Here is a 16,670-nt window from a genome sequence, read left to right on the forward strand (position 1 = left end):
GGAGATGTGGATTTTGCCTGGGAGAGCATTATGAAACTGCTGGTCGTCGAAGATGAGGCGCTGCTGCGCCATCACTTGCAAACCCGACTCACGGACAGTGGTCATGTGGTCGAGGCTGTGGCCAATGCCGAGGAAGCGTTGTACCAGGGCGAGCAGTTCAATCATGACCTGGCGGTGATCGATCTCGGTTTGCCGGGCATGGGCGGCCTCGATCTGATTCGCCAGTTGCGTTCCAGAGGCAAGACCTTCCCGATCCTGATTCTCACCGCCCGCGGTAATTGGCAGGACAAGGTCGAAGGCCTGGCCGCCGGTGCCGACGACTATGTGGTCAAGCCGTTTCAGTTCGAAGAACTGGATGCGCGATTGAATGCCTTGTTGCGCCGCTCCAGCGGATTTACCCAATCGACCATCATCGCCGGGCCCTTGCTGATCGATCTGAATCGCAAGCAGGCTACCCTCGACGACCAGTCGCTGGGGTTGACCGCCTATGAATACCGGATCCTCGAATACCTGATGCGCCATCACCAGCAAGTGGTAGCCAAGGACCGCTTGATGGAACAGCTGTACCCGAACGATGACGAGCGTGATCCAAATGTGATCGAGGTGCTGGTCGGGCGCTTGCGACGTAAATTGGAAGGGCCGGCCGGATTCAAGCCGATCGATACCGTGCGTGGCCTGGGTTATCTGTTCAACGAGCGCTGCCGGTGATTCGTTCGTTACGTTTGCGCCTGATGCTGGCGGCGACCACTTTGGCCGTGCTGTTCATGCTGGCGCTGTTGCCGGCGATGCAAGGGGCGTTCAGCCTGGCGTTGCAGGAGTCGATCGAGCAGCGCCTGGCTTCGGATGTGACCACGCTGATTTCCGCCGCGCGGGTCGAGAACAATAAGTTGCAGATGCCGGATCAGCTGCCGGATGAGCGCTTCAACCTCAGCGACAGCCGATTGCTCGGCTATATCTATGACCGCGAAGGGCGTCTGGTCTGGCGCTCGAAGGCGACCCGGGAAGAAAACATCAACTACATGCCGCGTTACGACGGGCGTGGTAATGAATTCTCACGGTTTCGCGAGGCCAGCGGTCAGGAGTTCTTCGTCTATGACGTCGAGGTCAAGTTACTCGGTGGTAAAAGCGCTGCGTTCAGTATTGTTGCCCTGCAACCGGTGCGTGAGTATCAGTTGACCCTGGAAGGGCTGCGGGAAAATCTCTATCTGGGGTTCGGTGCCGCGCTATTGGTGTTGCTGGCGCTGCTCTGGATCGGTTTGACCTGGGGCTTGCAGGCCTTGCGGCGCTTGAGTCAGGAGCTGGACCAGATCGAGAGCGGCACCCGCGAAAGCCTCAGCGAAAAACACCCCCGTGAGCTGCTGCGATTAACCGGCTCACTGAACCGCTTGTTGCACAGCGAGCGCGAGCAGCGCAGCCGTTATCGTGATTCCCTGGATGATCTGGCCCATAGCTTGAAAACCCCGTTGACGGTCTTGCAAGGGGTGAGTGAAGACATGGCCCGTCGCCCGCAGGACCGGGAACAGGCCTGGGTGCTGCAAACCCAGATCGAGCGCATGAGCCAGCAGATCGGCTACCAGTTGCAGCGTGCCAGCCTGCGTAAAAGCGGCCTGGTACGCCATCAGGTGCGGCTGCAACCGGTGCTGCAAAGCCTGTGCGATACGCTGGACAAGGTCTATCGCGACAAGCGGGTACGGGTGTCATTCGACCTGCCCGAGCACTATTACGTGCCGATCGAGCAGGGTGCCTTGCTCGAGTTGCTCGGTAACTTGCTGGAGAACGCTTACCGCCTGTGCCTGAGCGAGATCCGCATCAGCGTGCGCGAAGTCTTGAGTGGTGCCGAGTTGTGCGTGGAAGATGATGGCCCCGGTGTGCCGCCGGATCAGCGCGCGCGGATACTTCAGCGAGGGGAGCGGCTGGACCGCCAGCATCCGGGGCAGGGAATCGGCCTGGCGGTGGTCAAGGACATCATCGAAAGCTATGGCGCGCAGCTGACGCTGGATGATTCGCCCTTGGGCGGGGCAGCGTTCCGGGTTCATTTTTTGGTGGTGTAGGAACTGCCGCAGGCTGCGATCTTTTGATCTTCAGGCCCTCAAATCTCTTGCGCCCGATAAGCCCCCGGCGTCAGCCCGGTCCATTTCTTGAACGCCCGGTGAAAGGCCGAGGGTTCGGAAAAGCCGAGCTGCTCGGCGATCTGTTGCAACGATAGATCGGCGCGTCTGAGGTGATAAATCGCGATGTCGCGGCGCAGTTGGTCCTTCAGTTCCTGAAAACTCGAACCTTCTTCGCGCAAATGCCGGCGCAAGGTTTGCGGGCTGATGTGCAGGAGTTGAGCGACCGATTCAAGATCCGGCCAGCGTGGGCTGTCACGGCTGAGCAAACGGCGTAACTGGCTGCTCAAGCTGTCGCCGTCATCGGGTCGCGACAGCAGATCGGCCGGTGAGCGTTCCAGGAAATGCTTGAGCGTGCGTTCGTCCTGCAGCAGCGGCATGCTCAGGTAGCGACTGTGAAACAGCAGGCTGCTTTCAGGTGTCGAGAATTCCAGCGGACAAGGGAACAGCAGGTCGTACTCGGCGCTGTGTTCGGGCCTGGAGTAGCTGAATGTGGCTTGCTCCAGGCGAATGCGCTGGCCAATCAGCCAACTGCCGAGTCGATGCCAGATCACCAGCAAGCATTCGCTGAGAAAGTGATCAGGGTCCCAGAATTGCGAATCGTCCAGGCTCAGCCGGGCCATTTCACCCTCGCGGACCAGGCTCAACCGGGGAGCATTGGGGAACAGGCTATAAAACAGCAAGCCGCGGCTGAGCGCTTTGTCCAGGGTCCGGCAATGGATCAGGGTGTGGCACATCATGGCGAAGGTACCGCGTTTGCTCGGGCCGTGGCCGAAACCCAGGTACTCGTCATCCAGCGCTTGCCAGAGCGATTGCAGCAGCGCGGTGAATTGTTCGGGGGCGATACGCGCTTTGGGTTCGTCCAGCAACTCGGCATGGATACCAAGCTGTTGCAGCAAACCCGAATAGTCGTAGCCCTGCCTGCGCGCACCTGCGAGGGCGGCGCGGGCAAAATGACTGGCGATGGTACGTTCGCGCATGAGGGTAGATCCGTCCATTAAGGGACGGATGTTAGCCACGCCCCCATCGACGGACAAGGCGGATATCCGCCAAATTGTAGGGCGATGGTCCGTCGATGGGCGGATATCCGCCACGTCGAACCAGACGAATGATCCGCTAAATAACGGGCTACCCGGATGACAGAAGGCTTTCAGGGATTTTCGGCAAAGTGGCACGGGCCTTGCGATAAGAAAGTGAGAGGTCTGCCAGCGTGCAGCTCGCCAAAAACAAATCCCTCCAATGCAGGAGGGTTCGCACTTTAGGTGTCGTGGGCGTCAGTCGGATGATTGCCGGGCGACACACTTGAGGAACTCTGCAATGACGACTCGTCAGCCACTGTACAAATCCCTGTATCTGCAAGTGATCGTTGCCATCGTTTTCGGCATTCTGCTCGGCCACTTCTACCCTGAGACCGGCGTGGCGCTCAAGCCGTTCGGTGACGGGTTCATCAAACTGATCAAAATGGTTATCGCACCAATCATCTTCTGCACCGTCGTCAGCGGTATCGCTGGTATGCAGAACATGAAGTCGGTGGGCAAAACCGGTGGCTACGCGCTGCTGTACTTCGAAATCGTCTCCACCATTGCCTTGCTGATCGGTCTGGTGGTGGTCAACGTCGTTCAGCCGGGTGCCGGCATGCACATCGACGTAACGACTCTCGATGCCTCTAAAGTCGCCGCCTATGTCACTGCCGGTAAAGACCAGAGCATTGTCGGTTTCATCCTCAATGTGATCCCGAACACCATCGTCGGCGCATTCGCCAATGGCGATATTCTGCAAGTGCTGATGTTCTCGGTGATCTTCGGTTTTGCCCTGCATCGCCTCGGTGCTTACGGCAAGCCGGTGCTGGACTTCATCGATCGCTTCGCCCACGTGATGTTCAACATCATCAACATGATCATGAAGCTCGCGCCAATCGGTGCATTCGGCGCGATGGCCTTCACCATCGGCGCCTATGGTGTCGGTTCGCTGGTTCAACTCGGCCAGTTGATGATCTGCTTCTACATCACCTGTTTGTTGTTCGTGTTGGTAGTGCTGGGCGGTATCGCTCGTGCCCACGGCTTCAGCATCCTCAAGCTGATCCGCTACATCCGTGAAGAGCTGCTGATCGTTCTGGGTACTTCCTCGTCGGAATCTGCACTGCCACGCATGCTGATCAAAATGGAACGCCTGGGTGCACAGAAGTCTGTAGTGGGTCTGGTGATCCCGACCGGTTATTCCTTCAACCTCGACGGTACTTCGATCTACCTGACCATGGCCGCGGTGTTTATCGCTCAGGCGACTGACTCGCACATGGACATCACTCACCAGATCACCTTGCTGCTGGTGCTGCTGTTGTCCTCCAAGGGCGCCGCCGGTGTGACCGGTAGCGGCTTCATCGTGTTGGCTGCCACCCTGTCCGCCGTTGGCACCCTGCCGGTGGCCGGTCTGGCACTGATCCTGGGTATCGACCGCTTCATGTCCGAAGCTCGTGCCCTGACCAACCTGGTGGGTAACGCGGTTGCGACCCTGGTCGTGGCCAAGTGGGTCAAGGAACTGGACGTAGACACGCTGCAGGCCGAACTGGCTTCCGGTGGTCGTGGCATCTCCGACACCCGTGAAGAAGATGATCTGGGCGTAGCTGAAGGTCCGACCCCAGCGTCCGTCAAGTAACACTGTGTTGTAATGAAAAACCCGCTTCGGCGGGTTTTTTCATGCCCGGGGTTTGAGCTTAACGGTCAGTCCGGCTGATGCTTGTGGTGATTGCCCCAGGCTTGCCGGCTGCCTATTCTGGGAACAATCGATCGCAATTGTGGAGCGCTCATGCAAGGTCCTCTGGCATCACTCAAAATACTGGATTTTTCCACCTTGTTGCCGGGGCCGTTCGCCTCGCTGTTGCTGGCCGACATGGGCGCCGAGGTGTTGCGCATCGAGTCGCTGACCCGCATGGACTTGCTGCGGGTATTGCCGCCCCATGATCAGGGGATATCCGCCAGCCACGCCTACCTCAATCGCAACAAGCGCAGTCTGGGGCTGGACTTGAAGCAACCTGCGGCGCTGGAGGTGGTCAAGCGACTGGTGCAGGACTACGACATCATTCTGGAGCAGTTCCGACCGGGAGTGATGGAGCGCCTGGGGTTGGGTTACGAAGCCTTGAAGGCGATCAACCCGAAACTGATTTACGTCTCGATCACTGGCTATGGCCAGACCGGCCCTTACCAGGATCGCGCCGGCCATGACATCAACTACCTGGCCCTGGCCGGGCTGGCCAGCTATACCGGGCGCCGGGACAGCGGCCCATTGCCCTTGGGAATTCAGGCGGCGGACATTGCCGGTGGGTCGCTGCACGGCGTGATCGGTTTACTGGCGGCGGTGATCGCCCGGCAGCACAGCGGCCAGGGCCAGTACCTGGACGTAAGCATGACCGACTGCGCTTTCAGCCTTAACGCCATGGCCGGTGCCGGTTATCTAGCCTGCGGGGTCGAGCCCGAGCGCGAGAACCAGATGCTCAACGGCGGCAGCTTCTACGATTACTACCGCAGTCGCGATGGCCGCTGGTTATCAGTGGGCAGTCTTGAACCGGCGTTCATGCAGCAACTCTGCACGGCGCTGGGGCGTCCGGAATTGGCGGCACAAGGTTTGTCGCCCAAACCTGAACAGCAACAGGCGCTCAAACTGGAGCTGCAGATAGAGTTCGAGAAGCATGACTTTGCCCAGCTATGCGAGTTGTTTGCCAGTGTCGATGCTTGTGTAGAGCCGGTGCTCAGCTTCGCCGAAGCCAACGAGCATCCACAATTGAAAGCCCGGCAACTGGTCAGTCAGGTGCCTCGGGGTGATGGCAGTACCCAGCCGCAGATGGCCTGTCCGTTGAAATTTTCCGGCGGATTGCCTGAGCCTCGACATATTGGCGCGACCTTGGGCGCGCATACCGATGAGGTGTTGGCCGACCTGGGGTACAGCACACAGCGAATCGAAGAGTTGCGCAGTGCCAAGGTGATTGGTTAGCGCAGCCCCTTGTGGGAGCGAGCTTGCTCGCGAAGAGGCCAGAAATCGACCACTTCACTCCACCCGCATCTCCCCACTGAACACCAATGTATTGCGACAGCGTCGGCACAGATAGCGCCGCCCCTGTCGCACCAGGCTATGGCGCTGGGCCGAGAACGGGAAGTCGCTGTTGGCGCATGGGCAACGGTATATGTAGCGGGTGGCGGTGCGGCGCTTGATCGCATAGGTGTGACAGCGATTGGGCGGCAGCTCGTAGACCCCGCGCATGATCAATTGCCACTCTTCACCATGGGGCTGGATACGCTCGCCGAACAGTTGATGGGCGATCAGGTGCGCAACTTCGTGGGCGACGGTCTGCTTGAGGAAGTCTTCGCTATTTTCCCGGTACAACTGCGGATTGAATCGCAGCAGGTTTTCATGCAGATGCGCAACGCCGGCTTTCTGGCCGCGCAACTTGAGGCTGACCACCGGGCGTTTGAAAGGTCGTTTGAAAAAGGATTCGGCTAGTTGAAAACAGTCTTCGACGCGGGTATTGAGTTGCTCGGGCATGCTGTACGGATCTCCAGAGATGCCGAGTATGCCGCAAACCCGGCGTATTCCGAATCGTTCAGGTACTCAATGGTCATCCAGCATTAAAAGGCCGCCTTGCGGCGGCCTGTGTTGGCAGATTTCTATTTGTTTTATAGACAGCGTCAGTTGCCCCGGTCAGTTGCCCCGGTCAATTGGTATAGACCGGGCCGACGCCCAGGCCCCAGACAATCACGGTAAAGGCCATGATCGCAACCAGCACGACCAGCCCTACGGCCAACACCGAGCTTGAAAACAGAAAGCCTTCATCCGATGGAATGTTCATGAAGGTCGGCAAGCCGACATACAACAGATAAACCGTGTAACAGATCGCCGCGGTACCGACGATCATTCCCAGCCACATGTGTGGATACAGCGCCGCAAGACCTCCGACGAAGAGCGGCGTAGCGGTGTAGGTAGCAAACGCGACGCAACGGGCCAGGCTGGGACTCGCGTCATAGGTCCGGGCCATCCAGTGAATGAAGGCGCCCATCACGGCTACGCCGCCGAGCATGGCCAGGTAGGACATGATCGTCATCCACAGCGCACTTTCCTGAGTGAGCATGACCGGCGCGCGGTTACCAATAACCCAGCCGACCTGAGTGGTACCGATAAAGGCTGAAACTGCTGGAATCGCTGCGAGAATCAGCGTGTGGGTAAGGTACATGTGGCTGATGCTTTCCTCTGCGTCGCCACGAATTTCCCGCCATTCTTGATCAGGGTGGGTGAAGAGCCCCACGACGTGATGGATCATGCCAGTCACTCCTATTGTTATTGCCATCGCCCCCCAGCGGAGCGCTTACGGGCCAAGCGGCCTGAGCAAGTAAAGGTCTATATGTATGCGACCTTATGTCGCAGTATAGAAAGGAGTTGCTCGCAACGGTGCGGCCCTTTAGAGCAAATCGCGCTGTAAACGCGACTGGTAATCGCATCATCGTCTGTATGCATAACCCCTGTGGCGAGGGAGCTTGCTGTGGCGAGGGGGCTTGCCCCCGTTCGGCTGCGAAGCAGTCGTAAAACCTGCACATGCGGTGTGTCAGGAAGAACCGGTGCTCAGGTTTTAGGGCCGCTTCACGCCCCAGCGGGGGCGCAAGCCCCCTCGCCACAGTAAGCGCCTCACCAATAGAAGCTGCGACAGCCTGGAGGGATACTCAGAGGAGGGCTCTTCGCCCCAGCAGACTTTTTGCGTAAAATACTCGGCTTTTCGTCACCCACTTTCGCGGATTTCAGCGCCATGGGCACTCTTACGGTCAACCAGAACAAGCTGCAGAAACGCCTTCGCCGACAGGCCGGTGAGGCCGTCGCCGATTTCAAAATGATCGAAGACGGCGACAAGGTCATGGTCTGCCTGTCCGGTGGCAAGGACAGTTACACCCTGCTCGATGTGCTGTTGCACTTTCAGAAGGTGGCACCGATCAAGTTCGAGATAGTCGCGGTAAACATGGATCAGAAGCAGCCGGGTTTTCCCGAGCACGTGCTGCCGGCTTATTTGAAGACCCTGGGTGTGGAATACCATATTGTCGAAAAAGACACCTATTCAGTGGTCAAGGAGCTGATTCCCGAGGGCAAGACCACTTGCTCGCTATGCTCGCGCCTGCGTCGTGGCACGCTGTACACCTTCGCCGACGAGATTGGCGCGACCAAGATGGCCCTCGGTCACCACCGTGATGACATAGTCGAAACCTTTTTCCTCAACATGTTCTACAACGGCTCGCTCAAGGCCATGCCGCCCAAGCTGCGTGCCGATGACGGTCGCAACGTGGTGATCCGGCCACTGGCCTACTGCAACGAGAAAGACATCCAGGCCTACGCCGACTTCAAGCAATTCCCGATTATTCCGTGCAACCTCTGTGGTTCTCAGGAAAACCTGCAGCGTCAGGTGGTCAAGGAAATGCTTCAGGAATGGGAACGCAAGACCCCGGGCCGCACCGAAAGCATATTCCGCAGCTTGCAGAACGTCATTCCGTCACAATTGGCGGACCGCAATCTGTTCGACTTCACCAGCCTGCGCATCGACGAAACGGCCGCCTCGCGATTCGTCAATGTGGTAAACCTCTGATCCATACCGCGGTTCTGTGATTCTGATTGACGGCGCTCCCTTGAGCGCCGTTTGTGTTTTTTGTCATTAGGAGAGGGCATGCGCGATTACAAGTGGCTGCACGAATACTGTCTGAACCGTTTCGGTTCGGCGGCCGAACTGGAAGCCCATCTGCCCGTCCCCAAGACCCCGGCGCAATTGCGCAAGATCAGCGATGACCGTTACCTGTCGACCCTGGCGCTAAGGGTGTTCCGCGCCGGCCTCAAGCACAGCCTGGTGGACGCCAAATGGCCAGCATTCGAAGAGGTATTCTTCGGCTTCGATCCGGAGAAAGTCGTGCTGATGGGCGCCGAACACCTTGAACGGCTGATGCAGGATGCGCGGATCATTCGCCACCTGGGCAAGCTCAAGAGCGTGCCGCGCAATGCGCAGCTGGTGCTGGATGTAGCGCAGGAGAAGGGCAGTTTCGGCGCGCTGATCGCAGAGTGGCCGGTGACCGATATCGTCGGCCTATGGAAATACCTGAGCAAACATGGCCACCAATTGGGTGGTTTGTCGGCACCGCGTTTTCTGCGGATGGTCGGCAAGGATACCTTTGTGCCGAGCTACGACGTGGTGGCGGCGCTGAATGCGCAGAAGATCGTCGACAAGGTGCCGACCAGCCTGCGGGATCTGGCGATCGTGCAGAACGCTTTCAACCAGTGGCATGCCGAGAGTGGCCGGCCGATGTGCCAGATCTCGATGATGCTGGCTTACACGGTGAATCATTGAGACCGAGGTGACCCCATCGCGAGCAAGCCCGCTCCCACACTGAATCTCCTGTGGACACACTTCTTGTGAACACCAGAGATCAAATGTGGGAGCGAGCTTGCTCGCGATGGCGTCATATCAGGCGACACATTCCTGTCAGGCCGGAACCCCACCTTCCCCCGCTAACTTGCGATTGAGTTGAAACCGCCAGCGCACGTACAGCAACGCGCTGCAGAACAGCGCCAGGCTGGCGGCCATTTCCAGCAGACCGAACAGCTGGCGGTTCGGGTCATAGGCGGCCAGCGCGCCCTTGATGAAGTACAAATTCACCACAAAGCACATCCATGAATGCCCGCGGGCGCTGCCGCTGAGCATGCCCGGTGCCATTAGCAGCAGCGGCACCAGTTCGATCAGCAGGATCACCCACGGTCGCGCGCCATGCAGGTCGGCGACGACCAGATAGTAGGCGCACAGCAGGCCGATCAGGCTGAGAAAGCAGATCAGGCTCAGTCCACGGGCGACCCGCACGCGCGGTTCCAGCCACTCGATTGGCGGCAGGATCTTGGGCTTTTTAGCCACGGTTGCTCTCCAGTTGCAGGGCGGTTTTCGCCAGACGCAGGCCCAATGCCCGGCACAGCGCGACTTCGTGTTCGTTCAACGGACTTTTGCCGTCGGCACCCGCGTGGTGGCTGGCGCCGTAAGGGGTACCGCCACCACGGGTTTCCAGTAGAGCTGATTCACTGTAGGGCAGGCCAGTGATCAGCATGCCGTGGTGCAGTAACGGCAGCATCATCGACAACAAGGTGGTTTCCTGGCCGCCGTGCAGGCTGGCGGTGGAGGTGAAGACCCCGGCCGGTTTGCCGACCAGGGCGCCGGTCAGCCACAGGTTACTGGTGCCATCGAGAAAGTACTTCAATGGCGCGGCCATGTTGCCGAAACGGGTCGGGCTGCCGAGGGCCAGGCCCGAGCAATTCTTCAGGTCGTCGAGGCTGGCGTACAGCGCGCCTTCTTCCGGGATGTCCGGCGCTACGGCTTCACACTCGGTGGAAATCGCCGGCACCGTACGCAGACGTGCTTCAAGCCCGCCTTGTTCGATTCCGCGAGCTATCTGTCGGGCCATTTCGTTGGTCGAGCCATTGCGGCTGTAATACAGCACCAGGATGTACGGCGCACTCACGGCAGGAGCTCCAGCACTTTCTCAGGCGGACGACCGATCACGGCTTTGTCGCCGATTTGCAGGATCGGTCGCTCGATGAGTTTCGGATTGGTGGCCATGGCGGCGATCAACTGTTCCTCGCTCAGGCTGCTGTCCGCCAGGTTGAGGGTCTTGTATTCCTCTTCACCGGTGCGCAGCAGCTCTCGGGCGCTGATGCCCAATTTGCCCAGCAGGCTGCGCAACTGCGCGGCATCCAGCGGAGTTTCCAGGTAGCGCACCACGTTTGGAGTCAGGCCACGGGCTTGCAGCAGTTCCAGCGCACCGCGGGATTTCGAGCAGCGCGGGTTGTGATAAAGCGTCAGATCGGTCATGTGCGGGTCGCATCTTGCGTAAGGTGGCAGCTATTCTACCTGTGTGACGGGCAGTCCTGAACCTTGGGAGGCGATGGGTCGCAGTCAAGGTGAATTCAGAAGCGGTTTTTCGACAAGGACCAAGACATGATCAGGCGAGTGGCAGTGACATTGGCAATCATCACAACCTTGCTGCTCGGCGGTTGTGGCAATGACTATGGCGTCGATCAACAGGGGCAGAAGGTCGCGTCCGAGCGCCTGGACAAACAATGGCTGGTGCTCAATTACTGGGCTGAATGGTGTGGTCCGTGTCGAACCGAGATTCCCGAGCTCAATGCGTTGTCCGAACAGTTGAAGGGCAAGTCGATCGATGTGTTCGGGGTCAATTTCGACAATGTGCAGGGCGAGGAACTGAAGAAAGCCAGTGAAGCGCTGGGGATCAGGTTCACCGTGCTGGCCCAGGACCCGGCCGATTATTTCGAGTTGCCGCGCAGTGAGGCGTTGCCAGTGACCTACATCATCGATGACAAGGGCAAGGTGCGTGAGCAGCTGATGGGCGAGCAGACGGCGGCGGGAGTGATGGCGAAGCTTGAGGCGTTGCAGGCGAAGAACTGAGGATTGGGTGTTTTTGCCGATTGTCGGGCAGCCATGTACCGGGTGAGCTCTAAAAGATCGCAGCCTTCGGCAGCTCCTACACCGACCGCGTACACCCGCAATTACCGAGTGAACGCCAATCTCCTGTAGGAGCTGTCGCAGGCTGCGATCTTGGCGGTTTCAGCTGTGAAGGCTATCTAAAGTACGATCAACCCTCTTCCAGCCACCAGCGCAACGGCTTGCCTTGGGCGGGCCAGAAACGCACTTGCTCGATCGGCGAAATGTCCCAGCGTTGCACGGTTTCCAGCGATTGCAGGAAGCGCTTTTCCTGCTCCATCAACGCCGGTGCGCACAGTTTGCGGGTGCTGCCGACCTTGCCGAAGCTGAGCTTGTCGCCTTCCAGGGTGTAGGGGGCGAACCAGTGGTTGCAGCCGCCAGTACCATACGCCCGACCATCTTCACCCAGTGTGATAGTCAGGTGGCTGCGGTCGATCAGCGGACGTTCGCCGATCCACTCCAGAATGTAGCTGTGTTCCTGTTTCAGCTTCACCGGTTCAGCGGCGCAGCCCAACAGGCCAGCGCCAGCCATCCCCATAAGGGCAAGGCGTTTCATCAATTTGCCTCCTGGCATTTGCGGCACAAGTGCTTCTCGTCTTTGCTCACCCAGCCAAGTTCGGCAATGCGCGCCGTGGCGGCAGGCTTTTGGGCCTTGTTGCCAAGTTTGGCGTCGACCGCAAACTCGAAGTTCAGCTCGGCCGAACAACCGTCGCAGTTGACCTTCCAGGTGTGAATCGCCAGTTCACCGAACACCGGGCCACTGGCCACGGCGACCCATTGGCCAATCGGGTTGATCAGGTGACGGACTTTTTCCACTGTCAGGCGCATGGACAAGTCCTTGCTGCCTTTGAGGGTGACCACGAGCACGTCGTCGCTGCGTATCGAGCCACCGTTGCCGGTGACCTGATAACGACCCGGCACCAGGGCGCGGCATTCGATCAGGGTGTGTTGCGGGCTCATCAGGGTGTAGCGGAAATCGTGTTCGACCATGGGTCCTCCAAGTATGGGCGCTATGCTAGCACGCGGACGAATCCAGCATGGCCCGGGCGAATGACCTTCGATCAGGCAGCCGCCCCGTAGCTCAGCCTTCCACCAGATTCTGCGGAGTGCCGGCGGCCCACGCGGCAATGTTGTGCAAGGTTGTCGCGGCAATCGCAGCCAGGGCTTCGCGGGTGAGGAAGGCCTGGTGAGCGGTGATGATGACGTTGGGGAAGGTCAGTAGACGTGCCAGCACGTCGTCTTGCAGCGGCAGGTCGGAGCGGTCCTCGAAGAACAACTGCGCTTCTTCCTCATATACATCCAGGCCCAGATAGCCCAATTGACCGTTCTTCAGCGCGTCGATCAGCGCCGGGGTGTCCACCAGGCCGCCGCGACCGGTGTTGATCAGCATCGCGCCCGGCTGCATTTGGGCCAGTGATTGTTGGTTGATCAGGTGTTTGCTTGCACTGGTCAGCGGGCAATGCAGGCTGATGATCTGCGCTTGCGCCAGCAGGTCGGGCAGACTCAGGTAGCGGGCGCCAAGGGCCTCCACTTGCGGATTGGGGTACGGATCACAGGCCAGCAGCTGACAGCCGAACCCGGCCATGATTCTGGCGAAGGTAGCGCCGATCTGCCCGGTGCCGACCACGCCGACGGTTTTGCCCACCAGATCGAAGCCGGTCAGCCCGTGCAGGCTGAAATCGCCTTCGCGGGTACGGTTGTAGGCCCGATGCAGGCGGCGGTTCAGTGCCAGAATCAACGCCACCGCATGTTCGGCCACCGCGTGGGGCGAGTAGGCCGGAACCCGCACGATGCTCAGCCCCAGGCGTTTCGCCGCCGCCAGGTCGACATGGTTGTAGCCCGCCGAACGCAGGGCAATCAGTCGGGTGCCACCGGCCGCCAACTGTTCGAGCACTGCGGTGCCGAGGTCGTCATTGATAAAGGCACAGACCACTTCGTGGTGCTCGGCCAGGGCCACCGTGTCCAGGCTCAGTCGCGCCGATTGAAACTGCAACTCGATACCGGCCGGCAGCTCGGTGCCGAGGAAGCTGTCGCGATCATAGGTCTGGCTGCTGAAGAGAATCGTGCGCATGGCTTCATCCTTGTTCCGGGGGGCGCTGAGCTTAACGCTCAGTTGAATCGCCGCTATTGCTGTGGGTCAGGCACTGATGCGGGCTTCGCTGGCCAGGCGGTTGATGGCCCGGTCCAGTTCATCGAGGGCGGCCCAGGCTTTTTGGTCATCCTGCTTGAGCAGGGTTTCACTGCGCTGGCAGGCTGCACGCAGTTGCGGTACGCCGCAGTAGCGGGTGGCACCGTGCAGGCGATGGACCCGCTCGATCAGCGCGTTTTGGTCGCTGGCTTCGCGGGCGATACGGATGGCTTCACGGTCGGCCTCCAGCGAGGCAAGCAACATTGCCAGCATGTCGGCCGCCAGATCGGCTTTGCCGGCCGCCAGACGCAGCCCTTCTTCATGATCGAGCACCAGCAGTTCGGCGCCATTGACGTAGGACTCGCTGGCACGCTCCAGCCCTTGATTGCGCAGTGCCAGCCCGGTCCACTTCAACACCACCTGGGCCAGTTGGCGCTCGCTGATGGGTTTGGTCAGGTAGTCGTCCATCCCGCTTTGCAGCAAGGCACGCTTCTCATTGGCCATGGCATGGGCGGTCAGGGCAACGATCGGCAGCGGAGTGCCGTGGCGCTCGTTTTCCCACTGACGAATCACTTCAGTGCTCTGGCGGCCGTCCATACCGGGCATTTGCACGTCCATCAGCACCAGGTCGAAGGCTTCCGACTGTACGGCCTTGACCGCGGCATAACCGCTCTCGACCGCGAGCACCTTGGCCCCCATGCCTTCAAGCAGGGTTTGCACCAGTAACAGGTTGGCCGGGTTGTCATCGACGCAGAGCACTCGCGGCGCGCGGCTGGAGAGCGGCTCACCGGGCTCGTTGCGCAACGGCCGGGGGGTGACCAGGTCGGCCAGGGCCCGGCGCAGTTTGCGGGTGCAGGCCGGTTTGGCCTGCAATTGACTGTGGGGGTTGGGTACCGAGAGATGAAACAGGGTCTGTTCAGTGGTCGGGCAGAGCACCAGTACCTTGCAGCCCAAATGCTCAAGGTCCCAGATATGCTGATTGAGCCGCTCGGGCGGCATGTCCTGGGTGGTGACGCCGAGCACCGCCAGGTCGATCGCCTGATCGGTCTGGTGGGCGCTGGTGATGCCGTTGGTCAAGGCTTCCAGGGTATTGAACGGCGTGACTTCCAGGCCACAGTCTTCCAACTGATGCTGCAACGCCTGGCGGGCCAGTTCGTGGTTCTCCAGCACCGCGACCCGCCGGCCGAGCAGCGGCGCTGACGGCAGGTCCTCGGCATCGTCGCGGGCTTTGGGCAGGCTCAGGCTGATCCAGAACTCGGAGCCTTCGCCGGGCGTGCTCTCGACGCCGATTTCGCCGCCCATCTGTTCGATCAGACGCTTGGAAATCACCAGCCCCAGACCGGTGCCGCCGGGTTGCCGGGACAGTGAATTGTCGGCCTGGCTGAAGGCTTGAAACAGTGCGCGTAAATCCTGGTTCGACAAGCCGATGCCGGTGTCCTGAATGCTGATGCGCAATTGCACGCTGTCTTCATGCTCTTCTTCGAGCATGGCGCGGGCGACGATGGTGCCTTCGCGAGTGAACTTGATCGCGTTGCTCACCAGGTTAGTGAGGATCTGTCTGAGGCGCAGCGGGTCGCCGATCAGCGACAGCGGCGTATCGCGATAGACCAGGCTCACCAGTTCCAGCTGCTTGGCATGGGCCGCCGGGGCGAGGATGGTCAGGGTGTCCTGCAGCAGGTCACGCAGGTTGAAGGGAATGCTGTCGAGCACCAGCTTGCCGGCCTCGATTTTCGAGAAGTCGAGAATCTCGTTGATGATCCCCAGCAGGTTGTCGGCGGATTTCTCGATGGTGCCCAGGTAATCCAGTTGGCGGGGCGTCAATTCGCTTTTCTGCAACAGATGGGTGAAGCCGAGGATGCCGTTGAGTGGTGTACGGATTTCATGGCTCATGTTGGCCAGGAACTCGGATTTGATCCGGCTCGCTTCCAGCGCTTCCTTGCGCGCAAGGTCCAGCTCGATGTTCTGGATTTCAATGGTCTCCAGGTTCTGTCGAACATCCTCGGTGGCCTGGTCGATGCTGTTCTGCAGTTCTTCCTGGGCGTTTTGCAGGGTGCTGGCCATGCGGTTGATACCCGACGCCAACTCATCCAGTTCGTGGCTGCCGAGTGCCGGCAGGCGGGTTTCGAGGTTGCCGTCCTTGAGCTGCGCAACGGCGTGTTTGATCCGGCTCACCGGTCTGTTGATGCTCTGGCTGATGCGCAGTGCCAGCAGCGCCGTGCCGGCCAGGCCCGCGGCAATCAACAGCAGGCTGGCAAACAGACTGCGATAGCCGCGCAGCAGCATGCCGCTGTGGGACAGCTCGAGTTCGACCCAGCCCAGCAGTCGGTCGGCTTCATCGGGGATCAGATCGCCGGCCAGGTTGCGGTGCCGGCCGAACACCGGCAGCAGATAACGAGTCGCGTCGCTGCCGCTGCGTTGCGCCATGTGGCTGCTGTTACCGATCGGCGGCTGATTGAGCATGCTCGGGCCGGCATGCGCCAATAACGTGCGGTCGGGAGCGAGAAAAGACACGGCACGAACATCCGTCTGTTCCAGGGCTTGAGTGGCGATGCGCTCCAGCAGATCGGTGTTGTCATGACCCATCGCGGGGGCCACCAGCGGTGCCAGTTGTTCGGCGATCATTTCGCCACGCTGCAAGAGCTGGGTTTGCAGGTCGGACTGCTGCATCCATGTGAAATAACCGCCCAGCACCAATGCCATAAGGCTGGTCGGCAGCAAGGTCAGCAATATCACGCGGCCCTTTATTCCCATTTTCTCAAGCACGCAACTCTCCTGCTTCCACGCCGTATTTTTGAATGACAAACGAATGACTGACCGCACACGCACTCGCACGCAGTGTAGCCATTTGCAGACCGGCAATCTTCGTAGATTAACGCCAATGTCCCCCCGCTACAGCAAGTGCCGCGCCCTTGATTGGCAGGCTCGGGTTGCTCGCGGG

17 protein-coding genes are annotated in these 16,670 nt (G+C 59.9%); 7 read left to right on the forward strand and 10 right to left on the reverse strand.

The genetic code is table 11. The features are described from left to right. Positions 1–30: 30 nt before the first annotated feature. Both ACA064_RS06875 and ACA064_RS06880 read left to right on the forward strand, forming a co-directional pair. On the forward strand, positions 31–708 hold the full coding sequence (locus ACA064_RS06875; RefSeq protein WP_497672700.1) for a response regulator: 678 nt from the start codon (positions 31–33) through the stop codon (positions 706–708). Continuing rightward, on the forward strand, positions 705–2,051 hold the full coding sequence (locus ACA064_RS06880; protein WP_497672701.1) for an ATP-binding protein: 1,347 nt from the start codon (positions 705–707) through the stop codon (positions 2,049–2,051). Before ACA064_RS06875 ends, ACA064_RS06880 begins: the two co-directional genes overlap by 4 nt. 38 nt (positions 2,052–2,089) lie before the next feature. Here the strand turns inward: ACA064_RS06880 and ACA064_RS06885 are convergent, their stop codons facing one another. Next, entirely contained in the window at positions 2,090–3,088 is a 999-nt protein-coding gene (locus ACA064_RS06885; RefSeq protein ID WP_497672702.1) for an AraC family transcriptional regulator, read from the reverse strand. A gap of 337 nt (positions 3,089–3,425) precedes the next feature. Here ACA064_RS06885 and ACA064_RS06890 point away from each other — a divergent pair, with 337 nt between their 5' ends. Together ACA064_RS06890 and ACA064_RS06895 are read left to right on the forward strand one after the other, a co-directional pair. Continuing rightward, positions 3,426–4,760, forward strand: coding sequence for a dicarboxylate/amino acid:cation symporter (locus ACA064_RS06890; RefSeq protein ID WP_497672703.1), 1,335 nt, complete (start codon positions 3,426–3,428; stop codon positions 4,758–4,760). 150 nt (positions 4,761–4,910) lie between these two features. Then, positions 4,911–6,092, forward strand: coding sequence for a CaiB/BaiF CoA transferase family protein (locus ACA064_RS06895; RefSeq protein WP_497672704.1), 1,182 nt, complete (start codon positions 4,911–4,913; stop codon positions 6,090–6,092). Between the two features lie 54 nt (positions 6,093–6,146). On the opposite strand, the gene ACA064_RS06900 is transcribed toward ACA064_RS06895, so the two are convergent. Both ACA064_RS06900 and ACA064_RS06905 read right to left on the reverse strand, forming a co-directional pair. Then, complete coding sequence (locus tag ACA064_RS06900) at positions 6,147–6,641, reverse strand: SprT family zinc-dependent metalloprotease (protein WP_497672705.1); 495 nt, start codon at positions 6,639–6,641, stop codon at positions 6,147–6,149. A gap of 169 nt (positions 6,642–6,810) precedes the next feature. Continuing rightward, entirely contained in the window at positions 6,811–7,413 is a 603-nt protein-coding gene (locus ACA064_RS06905; protein ID WP_150640311.1) for a Yip1 family protein, read from the reverse strand. A 480-nt stretch (positions 7,414–7,893) separates the two neighbouring features. Between ACA064_RS06905 and ttcA the strand changes: the two genes are divergently transcribed. Together ttcA and ACA064_RS06915 are read left to right on the forward strand one after the other, a co-directional pair. Continuing rightward, a complete protein-coding gene (ttcA, locus tag ACA064_RS06910) occupies positions 7,894–8,718 on the forward strand; it encodes a tRNA 2-thiocytidine(32) synthetase TtcA (RefSeq protein ID WP_497672706.1) in 825 nt (274 codons plus the stop codon). 78 nt (positions 8,719–8,796) lie between these two features. Beyond that, entirely contained in the window at positions 8,797–9,468 is a 672-nt protein-coding gene (locus ACA064_RS06915; RefSeq protein WP_497672707.1) for a DNA-3-methyladenine glycosylase I, read from the forward strand. Between the two features lie 135 nt (positions 9,469–9,603). Here the strand turns inward: ACA064_RS06915 and ACA064_RS06920 are convergent, their stop codons facing one another. From ACA064_RS06920 to arsC, 3 genes are read right to left on the reverse strand one after another with little or no spacing between them, the layout of a single operon-like run. Continuing rightward, positions 9,604–10,026 (reverse strand): DUF2069 domain-containing protein, encoded by a 423-nt coding sequence (locus ACA064_RS06920; RefSeq protein ID WP_497672708.1) that lies wholly within the window; start codon positions 10,024–10,026, stop codon positions 9,604–9,606. Continuing rightward, the gene (gene wrbA, locus ACA064_RS06925) at positions 10,019–10,624 is read right to left on the reverse strand and encodes an NAD(P)H:quinone oxidoreductase (protein WP_497672709.1); all 606 of its coding nucleotides are present in this window, start codon (positions 10,622–10,624) and stop codon (positions 10,019–10,021) included. Before wrbA ends, ACA064_RS06920 begins: the two co-directional genes overlap by 8 nt. Continuing rightward, positions 10,621–10,974, reverse strand: coding sequence for an arsenate reductase (glutaredoxin) (gene arsC, locus ACA064_RS06930; protein ID WP_497672710.1), 354 nt, complete (start codon positions 10,972–10,974; stop codon positions 10,621–10,623). Before arsC ends, wrbA begins: the two co-directional genes overlap by 4 nt. 126 nt (positions 10,975–11,100) lie before the next feature. Between arsC and ACA064_RS06935 the strand changes: the two genes are divergently transcribed. Further along, a complete protein-coding gene (locus ACA064_RS06935) occupies positions 11,101–11,568 on the forward strand; it encodes a TlpA family protein disulfide reductase (RefSeq protein WP_497672711.1) in 468 nt (155 codons plus the stop codon). A 187-nt stretch (positions 11,569–11,755) separates the two neighbouring features. Here ACA064_RS06935 and ACA064_RS06940 read toward each other — a convergent pair whose 3' ends face one another. The 4 genes from ACA064_RS06940 to ACA064_RS06955 form a co-directional block, all read right to left on the reverse strand. After that, positions 11,756–12,160, reverse strand: coding sequence for an META domain-containing protein (locus ACA064_RS06940; RefSeq protein WP_497672712.1), 405 nt, complete (start codon positions 12,158–12,160; stop codon positions 11,756–11,758). Continuing rightward, complete coding sequence (locus ACA064_RS06945) at positions 12,160–12,594, reverse strand: hypothetical protein (protein WP_497672713.1); 435 nt, start codon at positions 12,592–12,594, stop codon at positions 12,160–12,162. Before ACA064_RS06945 ends, ACA064_RS06940 begins: the two co-directional genes overlap by 1 nt. 91 nt (positions 12,595–12,685) lie before the next feature. Then, positions 12,686–13,675, reverse strand: a complete 990-nt coding sequence (locus ACA064_RS06950) for a 2-hydroxyacid dehydrogenase (RefSeq protein WP_497672714.1) — start codon at positions 13,673–13,675, stop codon at positions 12,686–12,688. A gap of 66 nt (positions 13,676–13,741) precedes the next feature. Then, positions 13,742–16,495, reverse strand: a complete 2,754-nt coding sequence (locus tag ACA064_RS06955) for a response regulator (RefSeq protein WP_497672715.1) — start codon at positions 16,493–16,495, stop codon at positions 13,742–13,744. Positions 16,496–16,670: the final 175 nt, after the last annotated feature.

This window comes from Pseudomonas sp. LBUM1658, from assembly GCF_059716055.1.

Excerpts from the sequence above, each read along its gene's own strand:
- ACA064_RS06875 (WP_497672700.1), top strand. The coding sequence starts at position 31 with ATGAAACTGCTGGTCGTCGAAGATGAGGCGCTGCTGCGCCATCACTTG.
- ACA064_RS06885 (WP_497672702.1), bottom strand. The coding sequence starts at position 3,088 with ATGCGCGAACGTACCATCGCCAGTCATTTTGCCCGCGCCGCCCTCGCA.
- ACA064_RS06890 (WP_497672703.1), top strand. The coding sequence starts at position 3,426 with ATGACGACTCGTCAGCCACTGTACAAATCCCTGTATCTGCAAGTGATC.
- ACA064_RS06895 (WP_497672704.1), top strand. The coding sequence starts at position 4,911 with ATGCAAGGTCCTCTGGCATCACTCAAAATACTGGATTTTTCCACCTTG.
- ACA064_RS06900 (WP_497672705.1), bottom strand. The coding sequence starts at position 6,641 with ATGCCCGAGCAACTCAATACCCGCGTCGAAGACTGTTTTCAACTAGCC.
- ACA064_RS06905 (WP_150640311.1), bottom strand. The coding sequence starts at position 7,413 with ATGATCCATCACGTCGTGGGGCTCTTCACCCACCCTGATCAAGAATGG.
- ttcA (WP_497672706.1), top strand. The coding sequence starts at position 7,894 with ATGGGCACTCTTACGGTCAACCAGAACAAGCTGCAGAAACGCCTTCGC.
- ACA064_RS06915 (WP_497672707.1), top strand. The coding sequence starts at position 8,797 with ATGCGCGATTACAAGTGGCTGCACGAATACTGTCTGAACCGTTTCGGT.
- arsC (WP_497672710.1), bottom strand. The coding sequence starts at position 10,974 with ATGACCGATCTGACGCTTTATCACAACCCGCGCTGCTCGAAATCCCGC.
- ACA064_RS06935 (WP_497672711.1), top strand. The coding sequence starts at position 11,101 with ATGATCAGGCGAGTGGCAGTGACATTGGCAATCATCACAACCTTGCTG.
- ACA064_RS06940 (WP_497672712.1), bottom strand. The coding sequence starts at position 12,160 with ATGAAACGCCTTGCCCTTATGGGGATGGCTGGCGCTGGCCTGTTGGGC.
- ACA064_RS06945 (WP_497672713.1), bottom strand. The coding sequence starts at position 12,594 with ATGGTCGAACACGATTTCCGCTACACCCTGATGAGCCCGCAACACACC.
- ACA064_RS06950 (WP_497672714.1), bottom strand. The coding sequence starts at position 13,675 with ATGCGCACGATTCTCTTCAGCAGCCAGACCTATGATCGCGACAGCTTC.